At 38.7% G+C, this 23042-nt stretch carries 17 protein-coding genes and 1 pseudogene; 10 read left to right on the top strand and 8 right to left on the bottom strand.

Translation table 11 applies throughout. The features are described from left to right. Positions 1-12 precede the first annotated feature (12 nt). The 8 genes and pseudogenes from BLT84_RS05745 to BLT84_RS05710 all read right to left on the bottom strand — a co-directional run bounded on the left by BLT84_RS05745 (position 13) and on the right by BLT84_RS05710 (position 11005). The gene (locus tag BLT84_RS05745; RefSeq protein WP_091263488.1) at positions 13-1227 is read right to left on the bottom strand and encodes an MFS transporter; all 1215 of its coding nucleotides are present in this window, start codon (positions 1225-1227) and stop codon (positions 13-15) included. Beyond that, positions 1228-3345 carry a copper-translocating P-type ATPase gene (locus BLT84_RS05740; RefSeq protein WP_031427470.1) on the bottom strand — a complete coding sequence of 706 codons (2118 nt, stop codon included), beginning with the start codon at positions 3343-3345 and terminating at the stop codon, positions 1228-1230. Between the two features lie 18 nt (positions 3346-3363). Beyond that, positions 3364-3657 (bottom strand): hypothetical protein, encoded by a 294-nt coding sequence (locus tag BLT84_RS05735; RefSeq protein ID WP_031427471.1) that lies wholly within the window; start codon positions 3655-3657, stop codon positions 3364-3366. A 515-nt stretch (positions 3658-4172) separates the two neighbouring features. Continuing rightward, entirely contained in the window at positions 4173-4595 is a 423-nt protein-coding gene (locus BLT84_RS05730; protein WP_091263486.1) for an HYC_CC_PP family protein, read from the bottom strand. Positions 4596-4760: 165 nt separating this feature from the next. Next, complete coding sequence (locus BLT84_RS05725) at positions 4761-7208, bottom strand: TonB-dependent receptor (protein WP_091263484.1); 2448 nt, start codon at positions 7206-7208, stop codon at positions 4761-4763. Positions 7209-7216: 8 nt separating this feature from the next. Then, a pseudogene (locus BLT84_RS05720) lies at positions 7217-8581 on the bottom strand (HTTM domain-containing protein). A 3-nt stretch (positions 8582-8584) separates the two neighbouring features. Next, positions 8585-9709 carry an imelysin family protein gene (locus BLT84_RS05715; protein ID WP_091268057.1) on the bottom strand — a complete coding sequence of 375 codons (1125 nt, stop codon included), beginning with the start codon at positions 9707-9709 and terminating at the stop codon, positions 8585-8587. A gap of 72 nt (positions 9710-9781) precedes the next feature. Beyond that, complete coding sequence (locus tag BLT84_RS05710) at positions 9782-11005, bottom strand: DUF4856 domain-containing protein (RefSeq protein ID WP_091263482.1); 1224 nt, start codon at positions 11003-11005, stop codon at positions 9782-9784. 245 nt (positions 11006-11250) lie between these two features. On the opposite strand from BLT84_RS05710, the gene BLT84_RS05705 reads away from it, so the two are divergent. The 10 genes from BLT84_RS05705 (at position 11251) to BLT84_RS05660 (ending at position 23041) form a co-directional block, all read left to right on the top strand. Beyond that, the gene (locus BLT84_RS05705) at positions 11251-11667 is read left to right on the top strand and encodes an HYC_CC_PP family protein (RefSeq protein WP_013073638.1); all 417 of its coding nucleotides are present in this window, start codon (positions 11251-11253) and stop codon (positions 11665-11667) included. Positions 11668-11770: 103 nt separating this feature from the next. Continuing rightward, on the top strand, positions 11771-15523 hold the full coding sequence (locus tag BLT84_RS05700; protein ID WP_013073637.1) for an efflux RND transporter permease subunit: 3753 nt from the start codon (positions 11771-11773) through the stop codon (positions 15521-15523). Next, entirely contained in the window at positions 15520-16737 is a 1218-nt protein-coding gene (locus BLT84_RS05695) for a TolC family protein (protein ID WP_013073636.1), read from the top strand. The genes BLT84_RS05700 and BLT84_RS05695 overlap by 4 nt, the downstream gene beginning before the upstream one ends. A gap of 4 nt (positions 16738-16741) precedes the next feature. After that, complete coding sequence (locus BLT84_RS05690; protein WP_008610774.1) at positions 16742-17308, top strand: helix-turn-helix domain-containing protein; 567 nt, start codon at positions 16742-16744, stop codon at positions 17306-17308. Positions 17309-17372: 64 nt separating this feature from the next. Continuing rightward, the gene (locus BLT84_RS05685; protein ID WP_091263480.1) at positions 17373-19802 is read left to right on the top strand and encodes a multicopper oxidase domain-containing protein; all 2430 of its coding nucleotides are present in this window, start codon (positions 17373-17375) and stop codon (positions 19800-19802) included. Positions 19803-19925: 123 nt separating this feature from the next. Further along, positions 19926-20015: an SHOCT domain-containing protein gene (locus BLT84_RS16215; RefSeq protein ID WP_231929494.1), complete on the top strand. Its 90-nt coding sequence runs from the start codon at positions 19926-19928 to the stop codon at positions 20013-20015. 119 nt (positions 20016-20134) lie between these two features. Next, the gene (locus BLT84_RS05675; RefSeq protein WP_091263475.1) at positions 20135-20722 is read left to right on the top strand and encodes a DUF3347 domain-containing protein; all 588 of its coding nucleotides are present in this window, start codon (positions 20135-20137) and stop codon (positions 20720-20722) included. Then, entirely contained in the window at positions 20723-21175 is a 453-nt protein-coding gene (locus tag BLT84_RS05670; RefSeq protein WP_091263473.1) for a heme-binding domain-containing protein, read from the top strand. Positions 21176-21198: 23 nt separating this feature from the next. Further along, entirely contained in the window at positions 21199-21759 is a 561-nt protein-coding gene (locus BLT84_RS05665; protein WP_091263471.1) for a DUF3347 domain-containing protein, read from the top strand. A gap of 634 nt (positions 21760-22393) precedes the next feature. Then, positions 22394-23041: a DUF2231 domain-containing protein gene (locus BLT84_RS05660; protein WP_091263468.1), complete on the top strand. Its 648-nt coding sequence runs from the start codon at positions 22394-22396 to the stop codon at positions 23039-23041. The last annotated feature ends 1 nt before the right edge of the window (position 23042 follow it).

Genomic DNA, 23042 nt, shown 5'->3' with positions numbered 1-23042 from the left:
TACGTATGTATTTTATGGCGGATTTTTAAGAAAAAATAGAGTGCTAATAGCAACCAAAACAATGATTCCGGCAATAATGAAAGGATAGTAAAAACCACCTGTAATCAGCCACGTTCCTAAAACGGGGCCTAGAATCTGACCAATGCTATTGGTCGAGCTCTGGATAGATATGTTCCTGCCAGTATCTTTGTTTGATATCAGTGATACGGCCGATAGCAAATTTGGTGTTACCATAGCACCTCCAGCAGCAAAAACAACGATTAATGCATATACCAAAATTTCATTATTAAAAAATGGAAAGGCTATTAAGGATAATCCAGATATTAATAACCCTAAAGCAATTTGTTTCTTTGTTGATAAAAACTTCTCTCCATAAGTAGCGAACACAGGTTGTAAAACAGCCATTATTGAACCACATAGCATAAAACCAATACCGACTTGATTACTGTTAAACCCTAATTCATCTTTACCATAGATTGAAAAAACAGTTTCAAACAAAGTCACTACAAATTGAATGACAAAGGATAATACCAGTAATACGATAAAATATTTAGTAAATGTGAAACGCAAGCTTACTTTTTTTGTAGTGAACTTATCTACACGAGCGGTGTTCTTTAGCCATTTCATCACAACGAAAAGGACAATTAATCCTAGTATGGCAACGAATAAAAAGGGGACTGAAAATCGGTCTAAATGCAGCAGACCTATAGAATATCTTATATGAATGTCAGTTTGGGATAAAAAGCCACCAATGACAGGGCCGAAAATAACCCCAGAGCTAATGGCAACGCCAGACCAAGCCATTATTTTTGTTCTCCGTTTTTCAGAAGTAATATCGCTTAAATATGCGTTGTTAACTGGAATAACTGAAGACGTGAAAATACCACCAAAGATTCGAGCGATATAGAGCATTGTCAAGGATGTGGCCAGACCAGTAAGTAATTGCATAATTACAAAACCGATTAGTCCACAAATAATAATGGGTTTACGACCGTATTTGTCTGAAAGCTTTCCCCAAACCACCACAAATAATAACTGAAAAAATGGATAAATGCTCGTAAGCAATCCAATATGGAAATTGATAAGGTCAGTATCAAGATTGTCCTTTAACGCTAATCGTTCGGTATAATAGGGAAGGGTAGGTAATAAAATGCCATAGCCCAACATCACTACAAACAAACTCAATAGAATTAAAAATATCCTGTTGAGTTTTTCTTTTCTATTCATTTATTTTTTACCGATTTTTCGCTTCAATAATTGCGCATTAATAGCCACTATAATTGTACTCAAACTCATAAATACCGCTCCTACAGCTGGTCCTAAAACAAAGCCAGAAGAGTATAGAACACCTGCAGCTAATGGAATGGCCACCACATTATACCCAGTTGCCCATATTAGGTTCTGAATCATTTTATTGTATGTAGCCTTTCCGAACAAAATTAGGTTTGCAATATCTTGTGGATTGCTATTTACCAATATAATATCGGCTGTTTCGGCGGCTACATCAGTACCAGAACCAACAGCGATTCCTACATCAGCTTTGGCAAGTGCGGGCGCATCGTTTACGCCATCTCCAGTCATAGCCACAAACTCTCCTTTGTTTTGCAACTCTTCTACAATTTCTACTTTTTGGTGTGGTAGCACTTCGGCATAATAGCCATCCAACCCTAATTTTTCACTCACAGCTTTGGCTGTTTTTTCGTTATCCCCAGTTGCCATCAAAACTTTGATATTATTCTTTTTAAATATTTTTATAGCTTCCGCAGATTCAGGTCTTATTTCATCAGCAAGCGCAATGTATCCTGCTAGTTGTCCTTCAATTAATACAAATACAACAGTTTCAGCAGCGTCACTATAAGCATCTTCAGGAATAGTTATTTTTTCATCCCTTAAATAACCAGGACTAACCACTTTTACTTGCTTTCCTTCTACATTTGCCTCTACACCTTTACCAGTGATCGCATTAAAGTTTTCAGGCTTTGGGATTGTAATATTGTCTTCTTTAACTTTTTTAATAATCCCAACAGCAATTGGATGTTCTGAACTTTGTTCCAACGCACTTGACAGTCTTAAGATTTCATCGTTTGAATAGGACGCATTTACAGATTTGATTCGAGTAACGCCAAAGTCCCCTTTGGTCAAAGTCCCTGTTTTGTCAAATAGTAAGGCGGATATCTTACGTGATTCTTCAAAGGCAGTTCTATTACGGATTAATAATCCATTTTGTGCAGATACAGCAGTAGAAATGGCAACTACAAGAGGAATTGCAAGACCCAATGCGTGTGGACAAGCGATGACCATAACGGTAACCATTCTTTCTAATGCATACACAAACGGAAAGCCTAAAATCAGCCAAACTGCCAACGTACCAAAACCAATAGCCAAAGCTATATAAGTCAACCATTTTGCTGCCCTATCGGAAAGGTTTTGCATTTTAGATTTGGTCTTTTGTGCTTCCTCAACCATCGTAATAACCTTATTGAGATAGCTGTCTTTTCCTGTATGTTCCACCTTTACCTTCAAAGTGCTATTGCCATTTACTGAACCACCTATTACCTTATCCTTTTCTTCTTTTTTCACAGGCTTGGACTCCCCTGTAAGCATTGATTCGTTTAAATAACTTGAACCTTCTACTATGATACCATCAGCTGGAACTTTCTCTCCAGGCTTTACCAAAATCACGTCATTTTTTAACAAATCTTCAAGTGGTATATCTTCAATAGTGTCGCCTTTTACCCTGTGAGCTTCGGCAGGCATCATACTAACTAAAAGTTGTAATGCTTTTGAAGCGCCTAATACACTTTTCATTTCTATCCAATGACCAACAAGCATAATAGCAATTAGGGTTGACAGCTCCCAGAAAAAGTCAACTCCTCGTAAACCAAAGACAGTTGCAGAACTGTAGAAATAGGCGACACTTATTGCCATAGATATAAGTGTCATCATACCAGGTGCACCATTCTTTATTTCGGAAACAAATCCTTTAAGAAAAGGCCATCCGCCATAGAAATATACAATGGTAGAAAGCGCAAAAAGAATATAAGAATTTCCGGGAAGTAAAAATTCATACCCAAAAAAATCTTGAATCATTGGCGAGAAGAACAATATTGGAATAGTAAGTACTAGCGTTACCCAAAACCGTTTTCTAAAGTCTGCAATCATCATTTTATGATGGTCGTGACCCATTTGTCCGTGACCCGGATTATGACCCGAATGGTCTCCATCTCCATTTTTCATTTTGGAATGATCCATTTTGGAATGATCTTCTTTTTCGTGGTTCATTTTAGAATGATCCATTTTCGAATGGTCCATTTCGTTGTTTTTGTGCTGCTCGTGATTTTCCATTATAGTATTGTTTAAGTGTTATCGTAATTTTTTTCTCATTGCTTCCGATATGTTTTCGGCATAGACGCCATAAGCATCAACTAAAAGACCTTTAAGCCCTTTTTTGGAAGATATTGCATATAAAATGCTGTTATCATCGGTACTGCTCATTCCTTCAAAGCGATATATTTTATCCACATTAAAATCTTCTGGTCGAATCTCAATTTTCAGGGAAGCACATTCCAGACATTCAGGTTTTAAGTTGAAATCATAAGGGTATTCGTTTGCCTGTAAATCGTTAATAGCTTCTGAAAGGGTGTCATAATTTTTCATTTATTTTTATTTATAAGTCATTGTAAAATAACTGTTGTCTTCTTCGGTAAATTTTTGAAAGGTCAATAGACCTTGTGCATTTAATTTCTCGTTAACAGTATAATTGAGTTGCTTAATGCGAATTCCCAAGGCATAGGCCTTAATGTTGATTTTTGCTACCGTAGGTCAGGTACTTTTTTCAAGATACCTACAATTTTATTCACGGGTTTTATAAGTGCTCAACCAATGATCTTCCTAATATTAAGGAAGAACAGTCACTTTGATGCTCCTGTGACTTCTGCTTAATTACTTTTAGGCAGCGATTACGTACCATACTCATAATCCAAAATGCTTTTTAATTGCTTATAGTAAATAAAATTATCATTGAGTTTTAAGTTAATGGTTTGAAAAGTCTATATCTTACAGGGTTAATAATATTTTGTGATGCTGAAAATAGAGTACAACAAATGTTAGCCAGAAGTGAAACTTTGGCTATAGAGGGAATGCAGATTAAAGTCAATCTGCGATGTAGAAAATCAAATTAAGAAGGTCTCGTTGAGAATTATAATATCTGTAGATAATAAAGGCGGCCTGTAGGTTTTAAAAGAAATGACGTTTTCTTCTAGCCCCTCGAACAGATTAATATAAGTATTAAAAAAAGTATTTATGAAAACTAAAGTATCAATCTCTAAAATTGTATTGGACTTCTTAAAGGTGTCACCTCCTTCTTTTACAATGGTTTGATTATCGCAACAACTTTTCTCTTGTATGGAAGTACATTGCTTGGAATTATTATCTTTTTTTTGTACAATCTCCATACAGGATTCTGCCTTACTAAAAAAAGCCATATCCACCAATTTATTACAGCAAAAGTGCATATCCACCGTGAAAGAAGAAGTAGAAAACAGTATAAAAACTGCTAAAAAAAAAGATAGTATTTTGGTAAAAAAAGATTTCACAGTATTAATAAATTTTGTCTAACATTAAATGTTTTCGTAAATTAAATGCTGCTGTTTAACAAGCTTGTTATCAAATTTTTATGAATTAACAGCAAAATTAATTAATGCGAAGATAATTTTAAAGGTTCAACAGAAATATGATTTTTGTCATTAATGCAGATTAACTCAAAATTTAAGTTGTAAGAGCACATATATGGTTCGTGGTAAACTTGGTATGATCCCTGGGCCCGGATAGCCCGTCGCACGGCGTGTAAAATAACTTTCGTTCAAAACATTGTTGACCCCCGCTTCCAGTTTAAACCGATTATAGGTATAGGAAAAAGAAAGATCCATAATATTATAGGCAGGTATTTCACCTACAATACCACTCTGGCTTTGAAAATCCCTGGGCGAATTGGTGGCATCGGTAAACTGTTGGCCCAAATAAGTATATTGCAAACTACCCAAAAAGTCTTTATACCCAAAATTTAATCCTGTTTTTAGGTTAATACCGGGAATGAACTCCACTTTTTTGCCCTTCACATTGTTTTCTTGGGAAGAGGTGTATTTTGAATCTGTAAGGGCCAGGTTGACAAAAGTACCGAGTTTGATATCGTTTTTTTCTGTGGACAGGGTTTCCCATATATTCCAGTCCACAAAACTTTCAATGCCATAGGTAATGGCATCCCCTATGTTCCCTCTAAACCGCTCCTGTTGGATATCACTTACTTCCCGTAATATCACACCCAAACGATCTTTGTAATTTAAAAAAAATGCTCCCACATCATAGGAAAGGTATTTCTTTATTCGCCCGCGAGCCCCTATATCAAAAGTATATCCTTGCTCATCTTTGATGTTGGGATCTACGGTCAATGACGGATTGGTAATTCTAATATCATTAAAAGTAACCGAGCGGTAATTCTGGCTTATATTCCCATATAGTTCAACCGTTTTATGGGGTTTATAACTTAGCCCAACACCCAATAAAATAAAAGAACGTTCAAGATCACGGTTATCCGCCACATCTTCGTTTAAGATGGGGTTACCTGCAATATCAAAGTTGATCCGTTTAAATTCGCCCCTACTTCTAGTCTTTATATATTCAAACCGTAGCCCAGGAGTTACCGAAATTTTTTCGGAGAACTTAAAGACATTTTCGGAAAACAGGGCAAGGTTCAAGTTCGGAAACCTAAAATCGCTTTGCCTTGGGTAGTTGGGGTAGGTCTGTTCTTCAAAATTAAAATTGGCATTGCTACCGTTGCTGCCTGGCCCCTGCCGCTCTGTATTATTGGATTGATAGTACTTTCCACCAAAAAGCACCGTATTCTCTTTTCCGAAGAAATTATACCGGGTCAACAAACGGGCCTCTGCCCCCCAGTTGTTAAAATTACCTACTATCAATTCCCTTGGAGCCTCCAGATCATCCTCCTGTGAAACCCTGTTTTCGCGAAAACCAACCGATTTCCTATAGGCATCCAAGGCAAAGAGGTTGAGGCTAAAATCGGTTTTATTGCTCAAAGCGTGTTCCAATCGCATAGCATATAATTTCCAATCCACATTAAACCAGTTTCGGGTTCGGTTGCTAAACGTGGGGTCTTCCTCAAACTGTTCATCGGTAAGACCGCCCGGTTGCTGTGCCAAATAGTTTAAATAGCTTACCTCAAAGGAAATTTTGGTCCTTTCTGTAGGCGAATAATCCAAATGTACGTAGCCATTGAAGGATTCAAACTGGGAGTTGGGACGAAAACTATTTCCTTTTTTATAGTTGAAAAAAGTATAATAACCTACCTTGCCCAAGGTCCCGCCTAAACTGTTAAAACTGGTGAACAAGTTGTAAGAACCCAAGGATTGCCGGGATATCCACTCTATTTTCTTGTTGGGATCGGGTTGTTTCAGTTTAAAATTGATAAGGCCTCCAAATTGTGTCCCATACTGCAAAGATGCCGCACCGCGTACCACTTCGATCTCTGAAATGGATTCAGCCGGCGGTGTATAGTAACTTTCGGGATATCCCAGTACATCTGCAGAGATGTCATAACCATTTTGTCTTGTATTGAAGTTTGCACTGCGGTTGGGATTGAGGCCACGCCCACCAATATTCAATTGCAGTCCCGCATCGTTGTTTTCGTAGATATTGAGCCCGACCACTTGGGAGTATATCTGCCTGGCATTACCGCCGGCAAGGTTAGCGGTAAGGTTGCTTACCAATACCACTTCGCTCTTCTTGCCCGCATAAATGGCAGTTCCCTCAACGTCCCTTAATCGTTTTAGGGCGAAAAGGCGTTCTTTTCTTTGGGTGACCACTACTTCAGAAAGTTCTATGCCCAAAGATTCAAGTTCTAAGTTCAGTGACGTATCATCGGAAATGCTAACCTCGTGATCCAGTATAGCATACTCGTAGGCAAATACGGTAAAATTATAGGTCCCTTTTGGAATGTCCTGAAATTTGAAATCCCCAAAATCATTCGTGATGGTTGATTTTCTTAGAGTAGTGAGAAACACTTCGGCATTTGGGACAGGTTCGTTGGAAGCTGCAGAAACTACTTTTCCCTGAACCACATATTGTGCAAACATTGCAGAACTTGTGAAGGCAAAAAATAGGGTTGCGATTATATGTTCTTTTTTTAAATACATTTTTTTGTTTAAAAACCTTTGATTTCATCCTTAAATTCCAATATCCAGTCCTTGGCCCCAAACGACTCTTCCTGCTCCAGTAAATTTACTTTTGGGTCAATATAAGGTTGGCTCAACCTGCCATTCAGTGCCACATAACTTTCTACATAGACCGCTATATTTTTATGGCCATGGGCTGTAAAATGTTTTCCGAGCAACTGGGCGTACTGAAGGATAAAGTCGGGTTGGGTGCTCATCTGTTTTTCCTGAAATGTTGACAGAAAATCGGTATTGTCAACAAGGAAAGCCGTTCCCTTTTTTTTATCCACAACCTTAAATTGTGCATATCCGGCTTTTTCCATTAGCATTACCCGCTAAGAAAAGCGGTATCCTTCCTCGGTCCAAAAAAGCTCATTTTTATAGAGCAGATAACGCCAAGGAAAAAGTAACTGAAAGGCAATAAACAAACCAACGATAAGCATTGGAGTCTTGGTTTTGTTGCGATAGGTTTTATGGCGTATCCCTGCATCTGTCTTTTCCTTTTTAATCCTAAAAATAGTCGAAATCGTTTTCAATATTTTATGGTGGACTCCCGCATCGAAAAAAACGAGTGCGCTCACGATCATCACATAGGGGAACATACCTATGGGAAAGAGGATTCGGGTCATCAAATGAAAAATCACCACCAGACCGAAAGCTGCCCAACGGGTGGGTCTATAAAACAACAAAAACGGTATCGCCAGATCATAGGCAGCACCACCCCAGCTAAAGGCATAGTGAAGCCATTGTTGCTGCATTAAATTTCCCAACAATGGCAAGTCATATTGGGCCGGCAACCATATCTTAAGCGGCATTGCCTCAACGAGCCAGTCGCTGTTCAGTTTTGCCAGACCGGCGTAGAAATAGACAAGTGCAATCAATAATTTTATGGCATCAGTGGTCCATTTGGGGATCTGTTTATAGGCCTTATCCCTATCCCTTTGGGCATCCATTGAATAATAGGCATTTGCCGGGAGGAAGATCATTAAAAAACTAAGGCAGCTAATAAAATAATAATGGTTAAGATAGGTGGTCTTATCCATCAATTCGATATAGGTAAAGCTTAAAAAAAAAATTATGATCGCTATCCTGTATCGATAACCTAAAGCAATACAGATTGCCGCCATAGCACAAATAAAGAATAATAAATAGGTATAAACGCCCAAAGGCTGCACCCATTCAAATCCATAGTATGAAAAAAATAATTTAGGCTGAATATACAATTTGTCAATCCAGCCATTGCTCCAAAAACGGACAATACTAATAAACATCATAAGACCGAAAAAAATACGAAAGACCGCCAACGGGGCGGCCTCGGTAGTTTTATTTCGATATGTATTTAAACGCAAAACCATTGACTAATCGCCATCGGCATCTACATAATCCACATTTATGCTCAATGCCTGCAACATATCCACTTTTAAGAGGATAACGTTGCGTTGTAGCTCATCATAAGTACTTAGCATTTTGGTATTGTCAGTTTCAATCTGTAGAGCAAAATTATTGTTTAGTTCATTTGCTTGGGTTTCTGCAGCATTGAATTGAGCGTTGATAAGACTGCTAAGGTCTTCCCCATTTTTAATGCTATTCAAAAAATCGAGGTAAGTATTAAAACTTTCTCCAGTCGAATTGTTGCTAAAATATTTTCCATTAAAAAAATCTTGGCTTGCCTTAACTGCTGTTAGCAGCAATTGTTTGGAAAAATCTTTTTTATAGCGAGCCTCTACATTTTGGGGTAATGGTTGTTGGGAGAAAACACCTGCGGGTATCCCCACTTTGCCCGCCCGCAACGATTTTTCAAAATAGAAGATATAGTCGTTCGCCATTTGGTCAACAGATCCCGTTGCCGACGAACTTGTATTTGCGACAAAAACATCCCTAAAGCTGGCATTCCAATCGTCGAGTACTGTTGTGGTCAATTGCAGGATAGTCTCCGTAAGGGTGCCGAGATAATTTTTATATCCCTGGGCATTGCCGTTGACGGTATAGAAGCTTACAATTTCGGTATCTGTTGCGCCAAGGCCGTTGATCAGATAATCTATAGCAGGGAAACCTTGTACATCTATTGTAGATGGCAAAGCCAAGTCATAACTGCCAGTTTCTATAAAATTTTCTATTCTTTGGGTATCAGAGGGGTAAATATTCAGTCGGTTCCTGTACCTTACTTCTTCGGCTTTGCCAATTTCAAACATAGAGACCTTTTGAAAGGCAATATAGGATGCGGCCCACGAAGCTCGCAAATCCTGAAGGTTTGCCTCTGTAGGCTCATTTGCAAAGACCGTTGCAGCAGTGTTCAGGTTTTCGGCCTCTGTTTTAAAAGAAGTATATGCAGGGACAATGATATTATCTGCCCAATTTAAAAGCATTGCGCCACGATCAAAATTATTGTTAGCCGGTGGCAAGTTTTCGTTCCCATTATCTTTTGAACACGCTACAATCAGCAGTCCGATACTAATAAAACTCCAAAGTTTCCAGTGTTTCATAACTATTTTTTTTAAATCAACCGATTTTTCCATCGGCGGTAAATCGGTTGATGTGGCTAATTCAATTTTTATTTAATTTGCGCTCGCAGCTTGTTCGACCGTGAAGTCAAATTTAGCGGCAATAGCTTCAGCAATACTGTCCAGTGTTGAAGGTTCAAGGTCCCAAAAACCATTGGGTCCATCCGCCAAGAGAGCAGATGTAAAACCATCGACCTCGCTTCGGCTGAAGAAAGAACTACCTGTGTCTTGATTTCTAGTGAAGCGTAAACTGGAAACAAACCCATAGCCTTCGGAAAGGTTTTGGAAAGCGGCCCCATACTCGGCATTTGCAAGTCTGTTTTTACCTTGTTGCAGATAATATATGGAACGGATGGCAATGACCTCCGATATTTTTTGACGTATAATGGCAGCCTGGGCATCCCGCACGGCATAATCTTTTGCCACTATCGCGGCACGACCCAATTTGAATGCATCAAAAATATCGGCAGCAATGGTAGAAAAATCCGGGTCTGCGTTTACTGTGCCCAAATAATCATTCAAAAAACTATCATCGCCCCCAATGGTTACATTCGGGTTGGCTGCATCAACGGATGTTCCGTAGAGGTATCCATAGGCCTCGTCCCAATTATGTTCCATCGTGGTAAAGGTCTCTCCATCCTCTGTAATCCCATTGTCGTTGTCCGCAACTTTATTATCAGCATCAAGAACAGCTATGCTGAGATAGTTGTTAAGCATCTGATCTGCCATCAGCGCCCCAATAAGGCTTTTTGCAAACATTTGGTTGTACACAAGTCCTTTAGCGTTAACATACCGGGTTTTTGTCCCATCGGCAAGTTGACCGGCACTGCCAGCGACTGCTAGGACATCCTTGTTAGGGAATACCTCATTGACCTGACCGGAAATATAGCTATCGAATAGGTTTCTTATAGCTGCCGCTTCTGTGGTGTTTGCGCTAAAATAATCTTGGGACGCAGCCGTTTTACTGCGTACGTTTTTATCTGACGCATTTAAGGCAGCGTCTGAAAAATCTAGGTCCCCTTCCTGATGTGCATACATTGCCTGCAAGGATATCACAGTCGTGTTTTCGAAATCTGTAAAGGAATTCAGGATTTCTTCAGCCATTAAAATTCGGATGGTCTGGCCACTAAAATCCACTGTGGATTGTCCATCTCTTTCGAAGGTGTAGTTTGAAGGCACCTCAATGTTTGAGGTTTCAGTAATCGGCTCATCATCAGAAGAACACGAAGCAAAAATAAGGCTTCCTATAATTGCGGTAAAAAACATTTTTTTCATCATTAAATTTATTTAGACTTAATATAAGTAAGTGATTATTTCAGCGACAAAAATAGAAATGAAATTTAAAAAAACAAACTTATTTAGAACAATTCTTAATAATAAATTTAAAACAGGTTTGTATTCGGCATTTTTCTAGAAATTAGATAATCTTTCATATAGATTTAGGAGAATATGTTGCATATGAAATCAAAATTATTTGTTAAATAAAGAAAATTTACTTGAAATTTTGTATTTTTGTAAATTCAATGAAGAAAATCTTTTTTAAAATATCAACATTCTCTATGGCACTGTTAGTGTTGTTGTCAACCGTATCATTTACGGTAGATAGTCATTATTGTGGAGATATTTTTGTGGACTCTTCATTATTTGGTCACGCTCAAACTTGCGGTATGGATGTTCAACAGCAATCGCAGTCATCAGAGTGTGATATTTCTAAAAAAGATTGCTGTAGTGATGAACAAGTGATTGTTGAAGGGCAAGATACTTTAAAAACATCGTTCGACAAATTAGATAAAGACCAACAACTATTTGTTGCTGCTTTTATCCATACCTATATACACTTATTTTTCGAATCTCAAGAAGATTTAAATTCATACAGAGATTATACGCCTCCTCCCTTGGTCAGGGATATTCAAGTTTTAGACCAGACTTTCCTTATTTGATTTTTAAGTAATTAGAACTGTAGTCCTGCATTAATTTGTTTTGGACATTTCTGCTTGTTTGTCACTTTTAAACAAGATTTATAATTACTTAATAATCATTTCTATGCTGAATAAAAGCATCAAATTTCTAATAGAAAATAAATTAGTAGCTGTTTTACTATTAGCTTTGTTCGTCGGTTGGGGCGTTGTAAACGCACCTTTTAATTGGGAGACCGGTATTTTGCCTACTGACCCTGTAGCTGTGGATGCCATTCCCGATATTGGTGAAAACCAACAAATTGTTTTTACCAAATGGCAAGGGCGCTCGCCACAGGATATTGAAGACCAAATTACGTATCCACTTACAACTTCGCTTCTAGGTATTCCAGGCGTGAAAACTATTCGTAGTTCCTCTATGTTTGGGTTTTCCAGTATCTATATCATTTTTGAAGAAGATGTGGAGTTTTACTGGTCACGTAGCCGCATTCTCGAAAAACTCAATTCGCTTCCTTCCAACTTGCTGCCAGATGGCGTTAACCCAGCTTTGGGCCCTGATGCCACAGGTTTAGGACAAATATTCTGGTACACCCTAGAAGGTCGTGACAAGGATGGTAATGTAACCGGTGGTTGGGATTTACAGGAACTGCGTAGTATACAGGATTATTATGTGAAATACGGATTGTCATCGGCAAGTGGTGTTTCCGAAGTAGCGTCTATCGGCGGTTATGTTCAGGAATATCAAGTAGATGTGGACCCGGAGAAAATGCGCCAATACAATATTGGATTAAGTGCCATTGTCAAAGCCGTTAAGCAGAGCAACCAAGATATTGGTGCACAAACATTGGAAATCAATCAGGCCGAATATCTGGTTCGTGGTTTGGGCTATGTAAAATCCGTTGCAGATATTGAGAATGCCGTGGTCACTTCAGAGAATTTTACGTCTATCCGAATAAAAGACATCGCAACTGTTCATTTGGGACCGCAAACTCGTCGTGGTATTTTAGATAAAGAAGGTGCCGAAGTTGTTGGTGGTGTTGTGGTAGCGCGATATGGCGCCAACCCTATGGAAGTTATCAATAATGTAAAAGAGCAAATCGCTGAACTGTCATCTGGGCTTCCAACAAAAGTTCTGGCAGATGGCCGCACCTCACAAGTGACCATTGTCCCCTTTTACGACCGTACCCAGCTTATTCAAGAGACCCTACACACGCTTAATGAAGCACTCACGCTTGAAATCTTAATAACCATTCTGGTCATTATCGTAATGGTGTTCAACCTACGCGCATCCATCTTAATTTCAGGTTTGTTACCCGTTGCAGTATTAATGGTTTTCATTGCAATGAAACTTTTTGATGTAGATGCAAATATTGTAGCATTGTCAGGGATTGCCATTGCTATAGGTACAATGGTGGATGTGGGCGTTATACTGGCCGAAAATATGATTCGGCATTTGGAAGATGAAAAATTACGCTTTCGCGAAAGCGGAATCGAGTACACCACAAATGAAATCATCTACAATGCAACTGCTGAAGTTTCTGGTGCAATTTTAACGGCAGTATTAACAACCATTATCAGTTTTATTCCTGTATTCACTATGATAGGTGCTGAAGGAAAGTTGTTTCGTCCACTCGCATTTACAAAGACAATGGCGCTCACGGCGTCTTTGGTTATCGCCCTTTTCTTGATACCACCATTTGCCGCATTCCTTTTCAAAAAGAGTACTATTAGGGAGCACGCTAAATATATTATTAATGCTGTTCTCATCGTCCTTGGTATCACAGCCATCTTCTATGGTTATTGGTTGGGTATTATATTAATTGCCTATGGAATCGTTGCAATTTTGAGTGTACGCGATATTATCACGGCAAAAAGAGCCAATCTAATACATATCGTTATTTCTTGTATTGCTATTGTTTTCCTTCTAGCCGAATACTGGCGACCACTAGGTTTTGACCGCGGTATTATAATGAACTTGATTTTTGTTGCGATTATCTGTTTCGGATTACTGGGGGCGTTTTCAATTTTCCAAAAATATTACGACACTATATTACGTTGGGCACTTCAAAACCGATTACTGTTTTTAATAATTCCGACCACAGTGTTGATTTTAGGGGCCATAATAATGCGCAACACGGGTAAAGAATTTATGCCATCGCTCAACGAAGGCTCATTCCTGTTAATGCCAACATCCTTGCCACACGCAGGTGTTGAAGAAAACAAGCGTGTGTTACAGCAGCTTGATATGGCCGTAGCCAGTATTCCTGAAATCGAAACGGTAGTAGGTAAATCGGGTAGAACAGAATCTGCTCTTGACCCTGCGCCGCTCTCGATGTATGAAAATGTGATTCAGTATAAGTCTGAATATATGCGAAACAAGAATGGCGAGAGACAACGCTACCGCGTAAACGATGATGGTTTATTTGTTCTGAAAAATGATAAATTCATTATTAATCCAAATAATGAAATCGATGATGACGCTAATTATGAGGCCTCGCAACTAAAAACAAATGCAACCCATAACGATTTAATTGAAGACGGCAGCGGTGAATATTACCGAAACTGGCGGCCAGAAATCGACAGCCCAGACGATATCTGGAATGAGATTGTGAAAGTGACCAAATTTCCAGGGGTGACTTCTGCACCAAAACTACAACCTATCGAGACAAGGCTCGTAATGCTTCAAACAGGTATGCGTGCGCCTATGGGTATAAAAGTTAAAGGGCCAGACTTGAAAACAATAGAAGCTTTTGGTCTACAGCTCGAAGACATTTTAAAACAAGCTGAAGGTGTAAAAGAACAAGCTGTCTTTGCAGACCGTATTGTGGGCAAGCCCTATTTACTAATTGATATAAAACGAGACCAATTGGCACGCTATGGAATTTCCATAATGGATGTTCAGGAAGTACTTCAGGTAGCTGTGGGCGGTATGCCGCTTACTCAAACGGTGGAAGGTCGTGAGCGGTATGGAGTAAGAGTGCGCTATCCGCGTGAGTTGCGTGCAAACCCAGAAGATTTAAAAGATATTTATGTTCCGGTTGAGAAAGGAAGTCCGGTTCCACTGAGCGAATTGGTAGACATACGTTATGAACAAGGTCCACAGGTCATAAAAAGTGAGGACACCTTCCTGATAGGGTATGTACTGTTTGATAAACTCGATGGCTTTGCCGAAGTTGATGTGGTCGAAAATGCCCAAGCGCTCATTCAACAAAAAATAGACAATGGTGATTTGATTGTGCCACAAGGTATTAATTACCGTTTTACGGGTACGTATGAAAATCAGCTGCGCGCAGAAAAAACACTTTCCGTAGTTGTGCCTTTGGCATTGCTTATTATTTTCTTGATTCTGTATTTCCAGTTCCGTTCTGTTTCCACCTCGTTGATGGTATTTACAGGAATCGCAGTTGCCTTTGCAGGTGGCTTTATAATGATTTGGCTTTACGGTCAGGATTGGTTCTTCAATTTCAGCTTTTTTGGTGAGAATATGCGGGATTTGTTCAATATGAAAACCATCAATCTAAGTGTTGCTGTCTGGGTTGGCTTTATTGCGCTTTTTGGTATCGCAACAGATGATGGTGTAGTTATGGCTACCTACCTCACACAAACTTTTGACAGAGAGAATCCCAATGATAAAAAAGGAATCCGACTTGCCACATTAGAAGCTGCTGGAAAGCGAATTCGTCCGTGTTTGATGACTACTGTTACCACCGTGCTTGCACTCTTACCTGTACTTACTTCTACGGGAAAAGGAAGCGATATTATGATACCTATGGCAATCCCCATTTTCGGTGGGATGATTATAGATATTACATCCTACTTTTTAGTACCAGTATTATATAGCTGGAAAAAAGAGTACCAACTTAAACGAGCAAACAAATGAAAAATATAAAAATTATTACCTGTCTTTTGTTTGTTTCCGCTTTCGCGAAAGCGCAACAACTACAATCATACATTGAAGAGGCACAATCTAACAACCCCGAGATTCAAGCCTTTGAACTGCGCTATAACATCGCCGAAGAAAAAGTGAACGAAGCAAACTGGCTGCCTAATACTGAAGTGAGTGCTGGGTACTTTGTCAGTGAGCCCGAGACCCGTGTTGGGGCGCAGAGAGCACGTATTGGCTTTAAGCAAATGTTGCCTTGGTTCGGGACCATAACGGCAAGAGAAAATTATGCAGCCTCAATGGCTGAAGCTGAATATGTGGAAATCATAATTGCCAAAAGAAAACTGGCACTTTCTGTAGCTCAATCCTATTATCGTTTGTATGAAATACAAGCAAAGCAAAGGGTGCTCGATAAGAACATTAAATTATTAGAAACCTATGAGCGTCTTGCCCTTACATCGGTTGAAGTAGGCAAGGCATCTTCTGTTGACGTTTTGAGATTACAGATTCGTCAAAATGAATTGCAACAGCAAAAAGAGGTGCTCGAAGAGGAATTTGGGTCAGAACAAATCACCTTCAATAAGCTACTCAATCGTGATGGAACTATGATGGTTGATGTGGTCACATTAATGGAAATTCCAAGTGAAAACGCCGTATCTGGTAGAGATGCACTATCACTTAATCCTGAACTGCTTAAATATGATAAACTCTACGAATCTATAGCACAATCTGAATTGCTCAACCAGCGTGAGGCATTACCTATGTTTGGTTTTGGGGTTGATTATCTACCAGTGAGCGAGCGAGCGGATATGAATCCAATAGACAATGGAAAGGATATACTAATGCCTATGGTTTCAGTTTCCATTCCCATTTTTAATAATCGGTATAAATCTATTTCAAGGCAAAATGACTTGCGCCAACAAGAAATCGAGACTCAAAAAGCACAACGATTGAATGTTTTGGAATCCGCTTTCGCAAAAGCAATATCGCAACGCAACCAAGCACGAATAGCATATAATACACAAGAGAACAATCTGAAACAAGCAGAAGATGCTGAAGAAATTCTCATTAAAAACTATGAAACGGGCACCATTGATTTTAATGATGTGCTGGATATCCAAGAGTTACAGCTCAAATTTCAGTTAAATCAAGTGGAATCGATACAGAAGTATTACACACAATCTGCAATTGTTAATTACCTAATCAACTAACCGGATGGAAAAGAAATTATTTATAAAAAATATGGTGTGTAATCGCTGTATTAAAACAATCCAGAGTGATGTTGAAACATTAGGGATTCACTTAAAGCATATTGAATTGGGTTCTATTATTTACGAAGAGAAATCTATAGATGATTTTGAAAATATAAAAAATGTTTTAGAAAACAATGGTTTCGAAATTTTACTGGCGCAAGACCAGCAATTAGTAGAGCAAGTTAAAATTGAACTTATTAAATTATTACAAAAATTACCACTTCAATTAAATAAAACGCTGTCCAAGCATTTGGAAAGTAAATTAAACCTTGAGTACTCAAAAATCAGTAAAATATTTTCTGTTACGGAGCATATTACCATAGAAAAATACTTTATAAAACTCAAGATAGAAAGAGTGAAAGAGCTGATTCAATTACAAGAGGGTAATTTTACGGAGATAAGTCAGCTGCTTGATTACAGTAATGTAAATCATTTAAGTAGGCTGTTTAAAAGTGAAACTGGTATGAGTCTGACTAATTATAAGAATAATCAAAAAAGTATTAGAAACCCTTTAGATCAAATAAGGTAGATAACAACCATAATTATGACACAAACTTCTCATAATCAATATTAATTTTAAAAAAAGTAATCTTATGAAAAAAATAAGCTATGCATTTATTCTTTTGTTACTGTGTACCTATACAGCATCTGCACAGTCCGTGGAAGGTAATGTCGATAATCTACCCGTTCACGAATACACGTTGACCCTAAAGGAAGAAATGGTTAATAAAGCCGGTAAAGAAGTAAAAGGGATGACCGTCAACGGAGGTATTCCAGGGCCAACGCTCGAATTTACCGAAGGGGAGTACGCAGTAATCTATGTAAAAAATGAAATGAGCGTGGAGACATCCATCCATTGGCACGGCTTGTTGTTGCCCAATTTTTATGATGGGGTACCCTACCTTTCTACACCGCCCATAGAACCCGGTAAAACACTAAAATATGAATTCGCAATAAAGCAAAACGGCACCTATTGGTACCATTCCCATACAATGTTGCAGGAACAGAGCGGTGTTTACGGCTCAATTGTAATACAGCCCAAAGAAAAAACCTTGGAGTATGATAAAGAGCAGGTTTTGGTACTATCTGACTGGACCAACGAAAAACCGCGGGATGTACTTCGGTTTTTAAAGCGAGGTACAGAATGGTACAATATAAGAAAAGGAACAGCTACGCCGCTTAACCAAGTAATTGCAAGGGGCGCATTTGGGGCGCAATTAAATTTTTGGAGGCAGCGTATGGAAAGTGCAGATGTGGCAGATGTGTATTACCCAGCGTTCTTAATTAATGGAGAAGAAAAAGTGGAGTACCCCGAGTTTAAACCTGGCGAAAAAGTGCGCCTTCGCATTATAGACGGCTCTGCTTCTACTTCGTTCTGGATGACCTTTGGCGGTCCAGACCCTTTGCTTATCTCGGCAGACGGTAAAGATGTAGTACCGGTTAAGCATAACAAGACATTTATAGGGGTCGCTGAAACCTATGATTTTATCGTAACCATACCGGAGAACGGCAAACTGGAATATAAAATTATGGCCCAAGACGGCTCTGGTACCGCAACGGCATACCTAGGCCAAGGACCTATCGTTGCCGCCCCTGATATATCCAAACCTGATAAAATAGGGATGATGCAACAAATGGCTAAAATGAAAATGAAAATGGGTGCACCCGCTTTAAAATTCCGACCAGGCAAAGATGAGCGTTACGAGATGAAAGAAAAATGGGGAATGCAAATGGACGATAATATGCAGATGGAAGGAATGAAAGATATGGATATGGGCACAATGAATATGGACAAGTCCAATATGAAGGATATGGAGAAGCATAAAATGGACGAAATGCAAATGGATATGAAAAAGGACTCAATGCAGATGGACCATTCCAAAATGGCCGGGATGGACACAAAAAAGGATTCCGAAATGAAAGAGGCCTCTCAATTGAAGGATATGAACAAGACGAACCCGACTGCCGGACGGGAAGTAATGGACGAAGCAGATGGCATGCAGGGAATGGATATGTTTTCGCAATACAACTATGACTACTTGAAGTCGGCAGAAAAGACCAGCTATGATCCCGATGTGCCCGTAACCGAAATCCTATTGAACCTTACCGGGAATATGCAACGCTATATCTGGAGTATGAATGGTGTTCCTCTATCTGAAGCAGATAAAATAAAGATCAAGGGAGACGAGGTAACCAGGATTACCTTCAACAATTTGACTATGATGCACCACCCGATGCACCTTCACGGCCACTTCTTTAGGGTCATCAATGAAAACGGGGAATACTCACCCTTAAAACACACAGTCAATGTTCCACCAATGAAACAAGTTACCATTGAGTTTTATGGTGATGAATATGGCGATTGGTTTTTCCATTGTCATATTCTATACCATATGATGGGAGGTATGGCGCGTATTGTAAGTTATGATACCCCTAGGGATCCAAGGTTGAAGGAGTATCCCGTATCTAAACTTATTGACGAGACCGACCAGTTCTATTCCTACGGAATGATAGATGCCGCATCACATATGACCACTTTGAACCTTATATCTTCAAATATCCGAAACCAATTCAGTTTGAGGGGCGAATATGGTTGGAACAGGAATATGGAGGTTGAAGCTGCCTACGATAGATACCTCTATGATTATCTAACCGTTTTTGGCGGTGTAAATGTCGAGAACGAAATGGAGGATAGCCTCGATGAGATAACAACAACAGCTATAGCAGGGATACGATACCTTACGCCCTACTTATTTACGTTGGATGTGAGGATGGATAGTAAGCTACGCCCGCAGATTAGCCTAAGCCGTGCTATTACCATTTTCCCTAGAACTATTGTTTTTGGTATTTACGAGTACCAAGCAGATTTTGGGTGGGTAGATGACCTGCCTCAAGGAGATAATTTCAAAAAAGAAGTTACTTGGAGTACGGGTGTTGAATATCTTTTATCCAAAAATTTCTCATTGATGGGAAGTTATGATAACCGTTTTGGTGCAGGTGGAGGATTATCACTAAGATTTTAATGACTAAAAAATAAAACTATAGACTACAATTGGGATTTCTTAATCATTTTCGGTGTTATTATTCTAGGTGTTTTCATCTATGCAGGAGGAAAGAAAATAAAGCGGACTAAAAGTTCAAAGGCTATGGATGTCCTTGATGAAAGGTACGCTAAAGGAGAGATAACCAAAGAGGAGTATGAAGAAATTAAGCAGGCTATAGGCTCAAAGAAATAAAAAAAAGAAGCAATCCAAAAATCTGTTAGACATAGCACTATGTAAAAAAAAATTAAGCTGTGTAAACAGGTATAACAATAAATTAAAATCAAATATTAACTATTAAAATCGAAATTAAAATGAAAAAATTAAAAATGACCGTCGGTATTTTAGTAATGACCTTAACCCTTACGGCTATATCCTGTAAGGACGGAAAAAAAGATGAACCAGCTGCACCTATGAGCAATGAGATGTACCAAGAGTCTATGGATGACAAAGATGATATGGCAATGAGTGACAACCAAGACGCAAAAGCAGAAGCAATCCTGAAAGATTATTTCAACTTGAAAGATGCACTTGTAGGCGATGACAATGATAAGGCAAAAGAATTGGGAGCAACGCTTGCAAGTACTTTAGGAAATTTTGATGCATCCAGCTATTCAGATAGTGAGCAACAGGAACTCAAGGATATTATGGAAGATGCCACAGAACACGCAGAACATATTTCAGAAAGTGATATAGCACACCAGCGAGAACATTTTAAAATCATAAGTAAGGATGTAACAGATATGGTTGCTATAACCGGTACAGAAAACACCTTGTATCAACTATTCTGCCCAATGTATGATGGAGGTAGTAATTGGTTAAGTATGAGCAAGGACGTTAAGAATCCTTATTATGGAAGTAAAATGTTGACCTGTGGTGAAATGCAAAAGGAAATCAATTAAATGAAAATTTTAAAAATCATAGCAATAATAGCACTGGTAGGATTTGTGGGGATTCAATTTATTCCCACGGAACGCAATCAAAGTTATACGGTTCCCGAAACTGATTTTATGTTGGTCAACAATGTTCCGGAGAACATTCAAAGAAAGTTACAGGTATCCTGCTATGATTGCCACAGTAACAATACGCAATATCCTTGGTATAATAAGATTCAACCCGCTGCTTGGTTTTTGGAAGACCACATTAAAGAAGGCAAGGCCGAACTTAATTTTAACGAATGGGATTCATTATCAAGCCGAAGAAAATCAAGTAAACTTCGTTCAATTATCAAACAGATAGAAAGCGGAGAAATGCCTTTGGATTCTTACACTTTGATACATAAAGATGCTAAGTTTTCTGAAGCGGAGGCAGAAGAATTAATCAATTTTATCACACAATTAAAAGATAGTTTATAAACAATAATTTAAAAATAATAAAAATGAAAGATTTAAAAATGAGTATAGCAGCAATGCTATTGTTAGCAGTTTCTTTTACCAACGCACAGGAAAAAGAAAAAATGAACCACGATCACGGTGATATGAAAATGGACCACAGTTCGATGAAAATGGATAAGATGAATCCAAATGCAGAAGCAGTTCTTGCTGATTATTTTATGCTGAAAGATGCTTTGGTAGGAGATGATACTAAAAAAGCGGCACAGTCAGGCACTAAATTGGTAGCCTCACTTAAGGCATTTGACACGAAAAGTTATTCCAAAGAAGAACAGGAAGAACTGGCCGATATCATAGAAGATGCCACAGAGCATGCAGAACATATTTCTGAAAGTGCCATAGACCATCAACGGGAACATTTTAAAACCTTGAGTAAAGATATTACAGATATGGTGGCGATAACAGGTACAAAAAACACGCTGTACGAGCAGTATTGCCCAATGTATGATAAAGGGAGTGCTTGGTTAAGCTCAAGTAACGAAGTTAAAAACCCATATTACGGAAGTAAAATGCTGAAGTGCGGGAAAGTTCAAAAGACTATTCAATAGGTAATCCCTTCCCTAAGCATCTTTTTTTGCTCTGGTTTATTAGTTAACAGAAGTAAATAAGATGTCTGGGATATCTTGGGTAGTCATTAAGTCCTGTCGTGGGAAGGAAAAATAGATGATGGTTAGTGTTAGTTCCTTCCCAGGTCAGGCAAAAATTTAAGTCCTAATAAGAGAGAGGGCAAATACTTTTGGTTGGTTAGTGAAGCCCTTTCTCTTAATTAGGCACAATAGATTTTGTGAAAAAGGAAAGTTGATTTGGTTGATAGCGGCCTGCACAAGGGAGAGAGATTAAATCCCTAAAATAATAACATCTCTCTTCCTAGGTCAGGCGATTAAAAATTTATGGTGAAGAGAAGTTTAGTGAAGAATACTTGATTGTGAGGGGTAAACATTTTGGTTGGTTTATTGGTTAATAAAGGTTGCCTCTCATTTTCAAGTATTATTTAAAGGATTTTGCATATAAAAAAGGATGATATAACAATGAAAGAATGTTGCAATACAGGTAATCGCAAAGAGCAAAACAAAAACCCGCTAAAGAAGTGGTTCAACTATATAATATATGCTATAATAGCCGTCATAGTTCTTGGAGCTTTGGTGTTACAATTTACCGCAAACTAATTAAAAACCAGAAGTAATGAAAACAACACAATTTTTTTCAGCCATTTTGATCCTTGCCTTTTTGGGTAGTTTAACAAATGTCTTTGCCTTAAATGAAAAACGAAATAGCCTAGATAAAACTGAATTATCGGTCAACACAACTTCAGTTGCACAATCAGATCCTGTAAAAGCAGACTTTGATGCATTCCCCAACCTGCATCCTATGGTCGTACATTTTCCCATAGTTTTATTGTTGTTAGCGGTGGTCTTGCAGTTGATACAGCTGTTTATTTTGAACCGGACAATGGATTGGGTCATTCTTTTAATGGTAGGGTCTGGGTTTATCGGGGCATACGTTGCTGGAACATTTGTACATCCGCATACAGAAGGCCTTACCGAAATGGCAAAAAGCGTACTGGAACAACACGACAAATATGCCGATTGGACACTTTGGTCGAGTGCCCTTGCAGCTATTTTGAAAATAGTAAGCCTGTTTTGGGTCAAACTAAAGCGCGGTTTCGAAATAGCAGTTTTTGTAGTAATGGCTTTTTCGGCCTATTCCGTTTCCGAAGCAGGACATTATGGTTCGCAGCTGGTGTATATAGAGGGAGTTGGCCCACAAGGAAATTATATCGGAACCGAAAGCGAAGAAGGCCACGAGGAAAATGGTGGACATTCACATTAAA

It is taken from the genome of Gillisia sp. Hel1_33_143, assembly GCF_900104765.1.
GTDB lineage: Bacteria > Bacteroidota > Bacteroidia > Flavobacteriales > Flavobacteriaceae > Gillisia.
The sequence above is the reverse complement of the archived record's forward strand: the minus strand, read 5'-3'. Positions and strand labels throughout refer to the sequence as shown.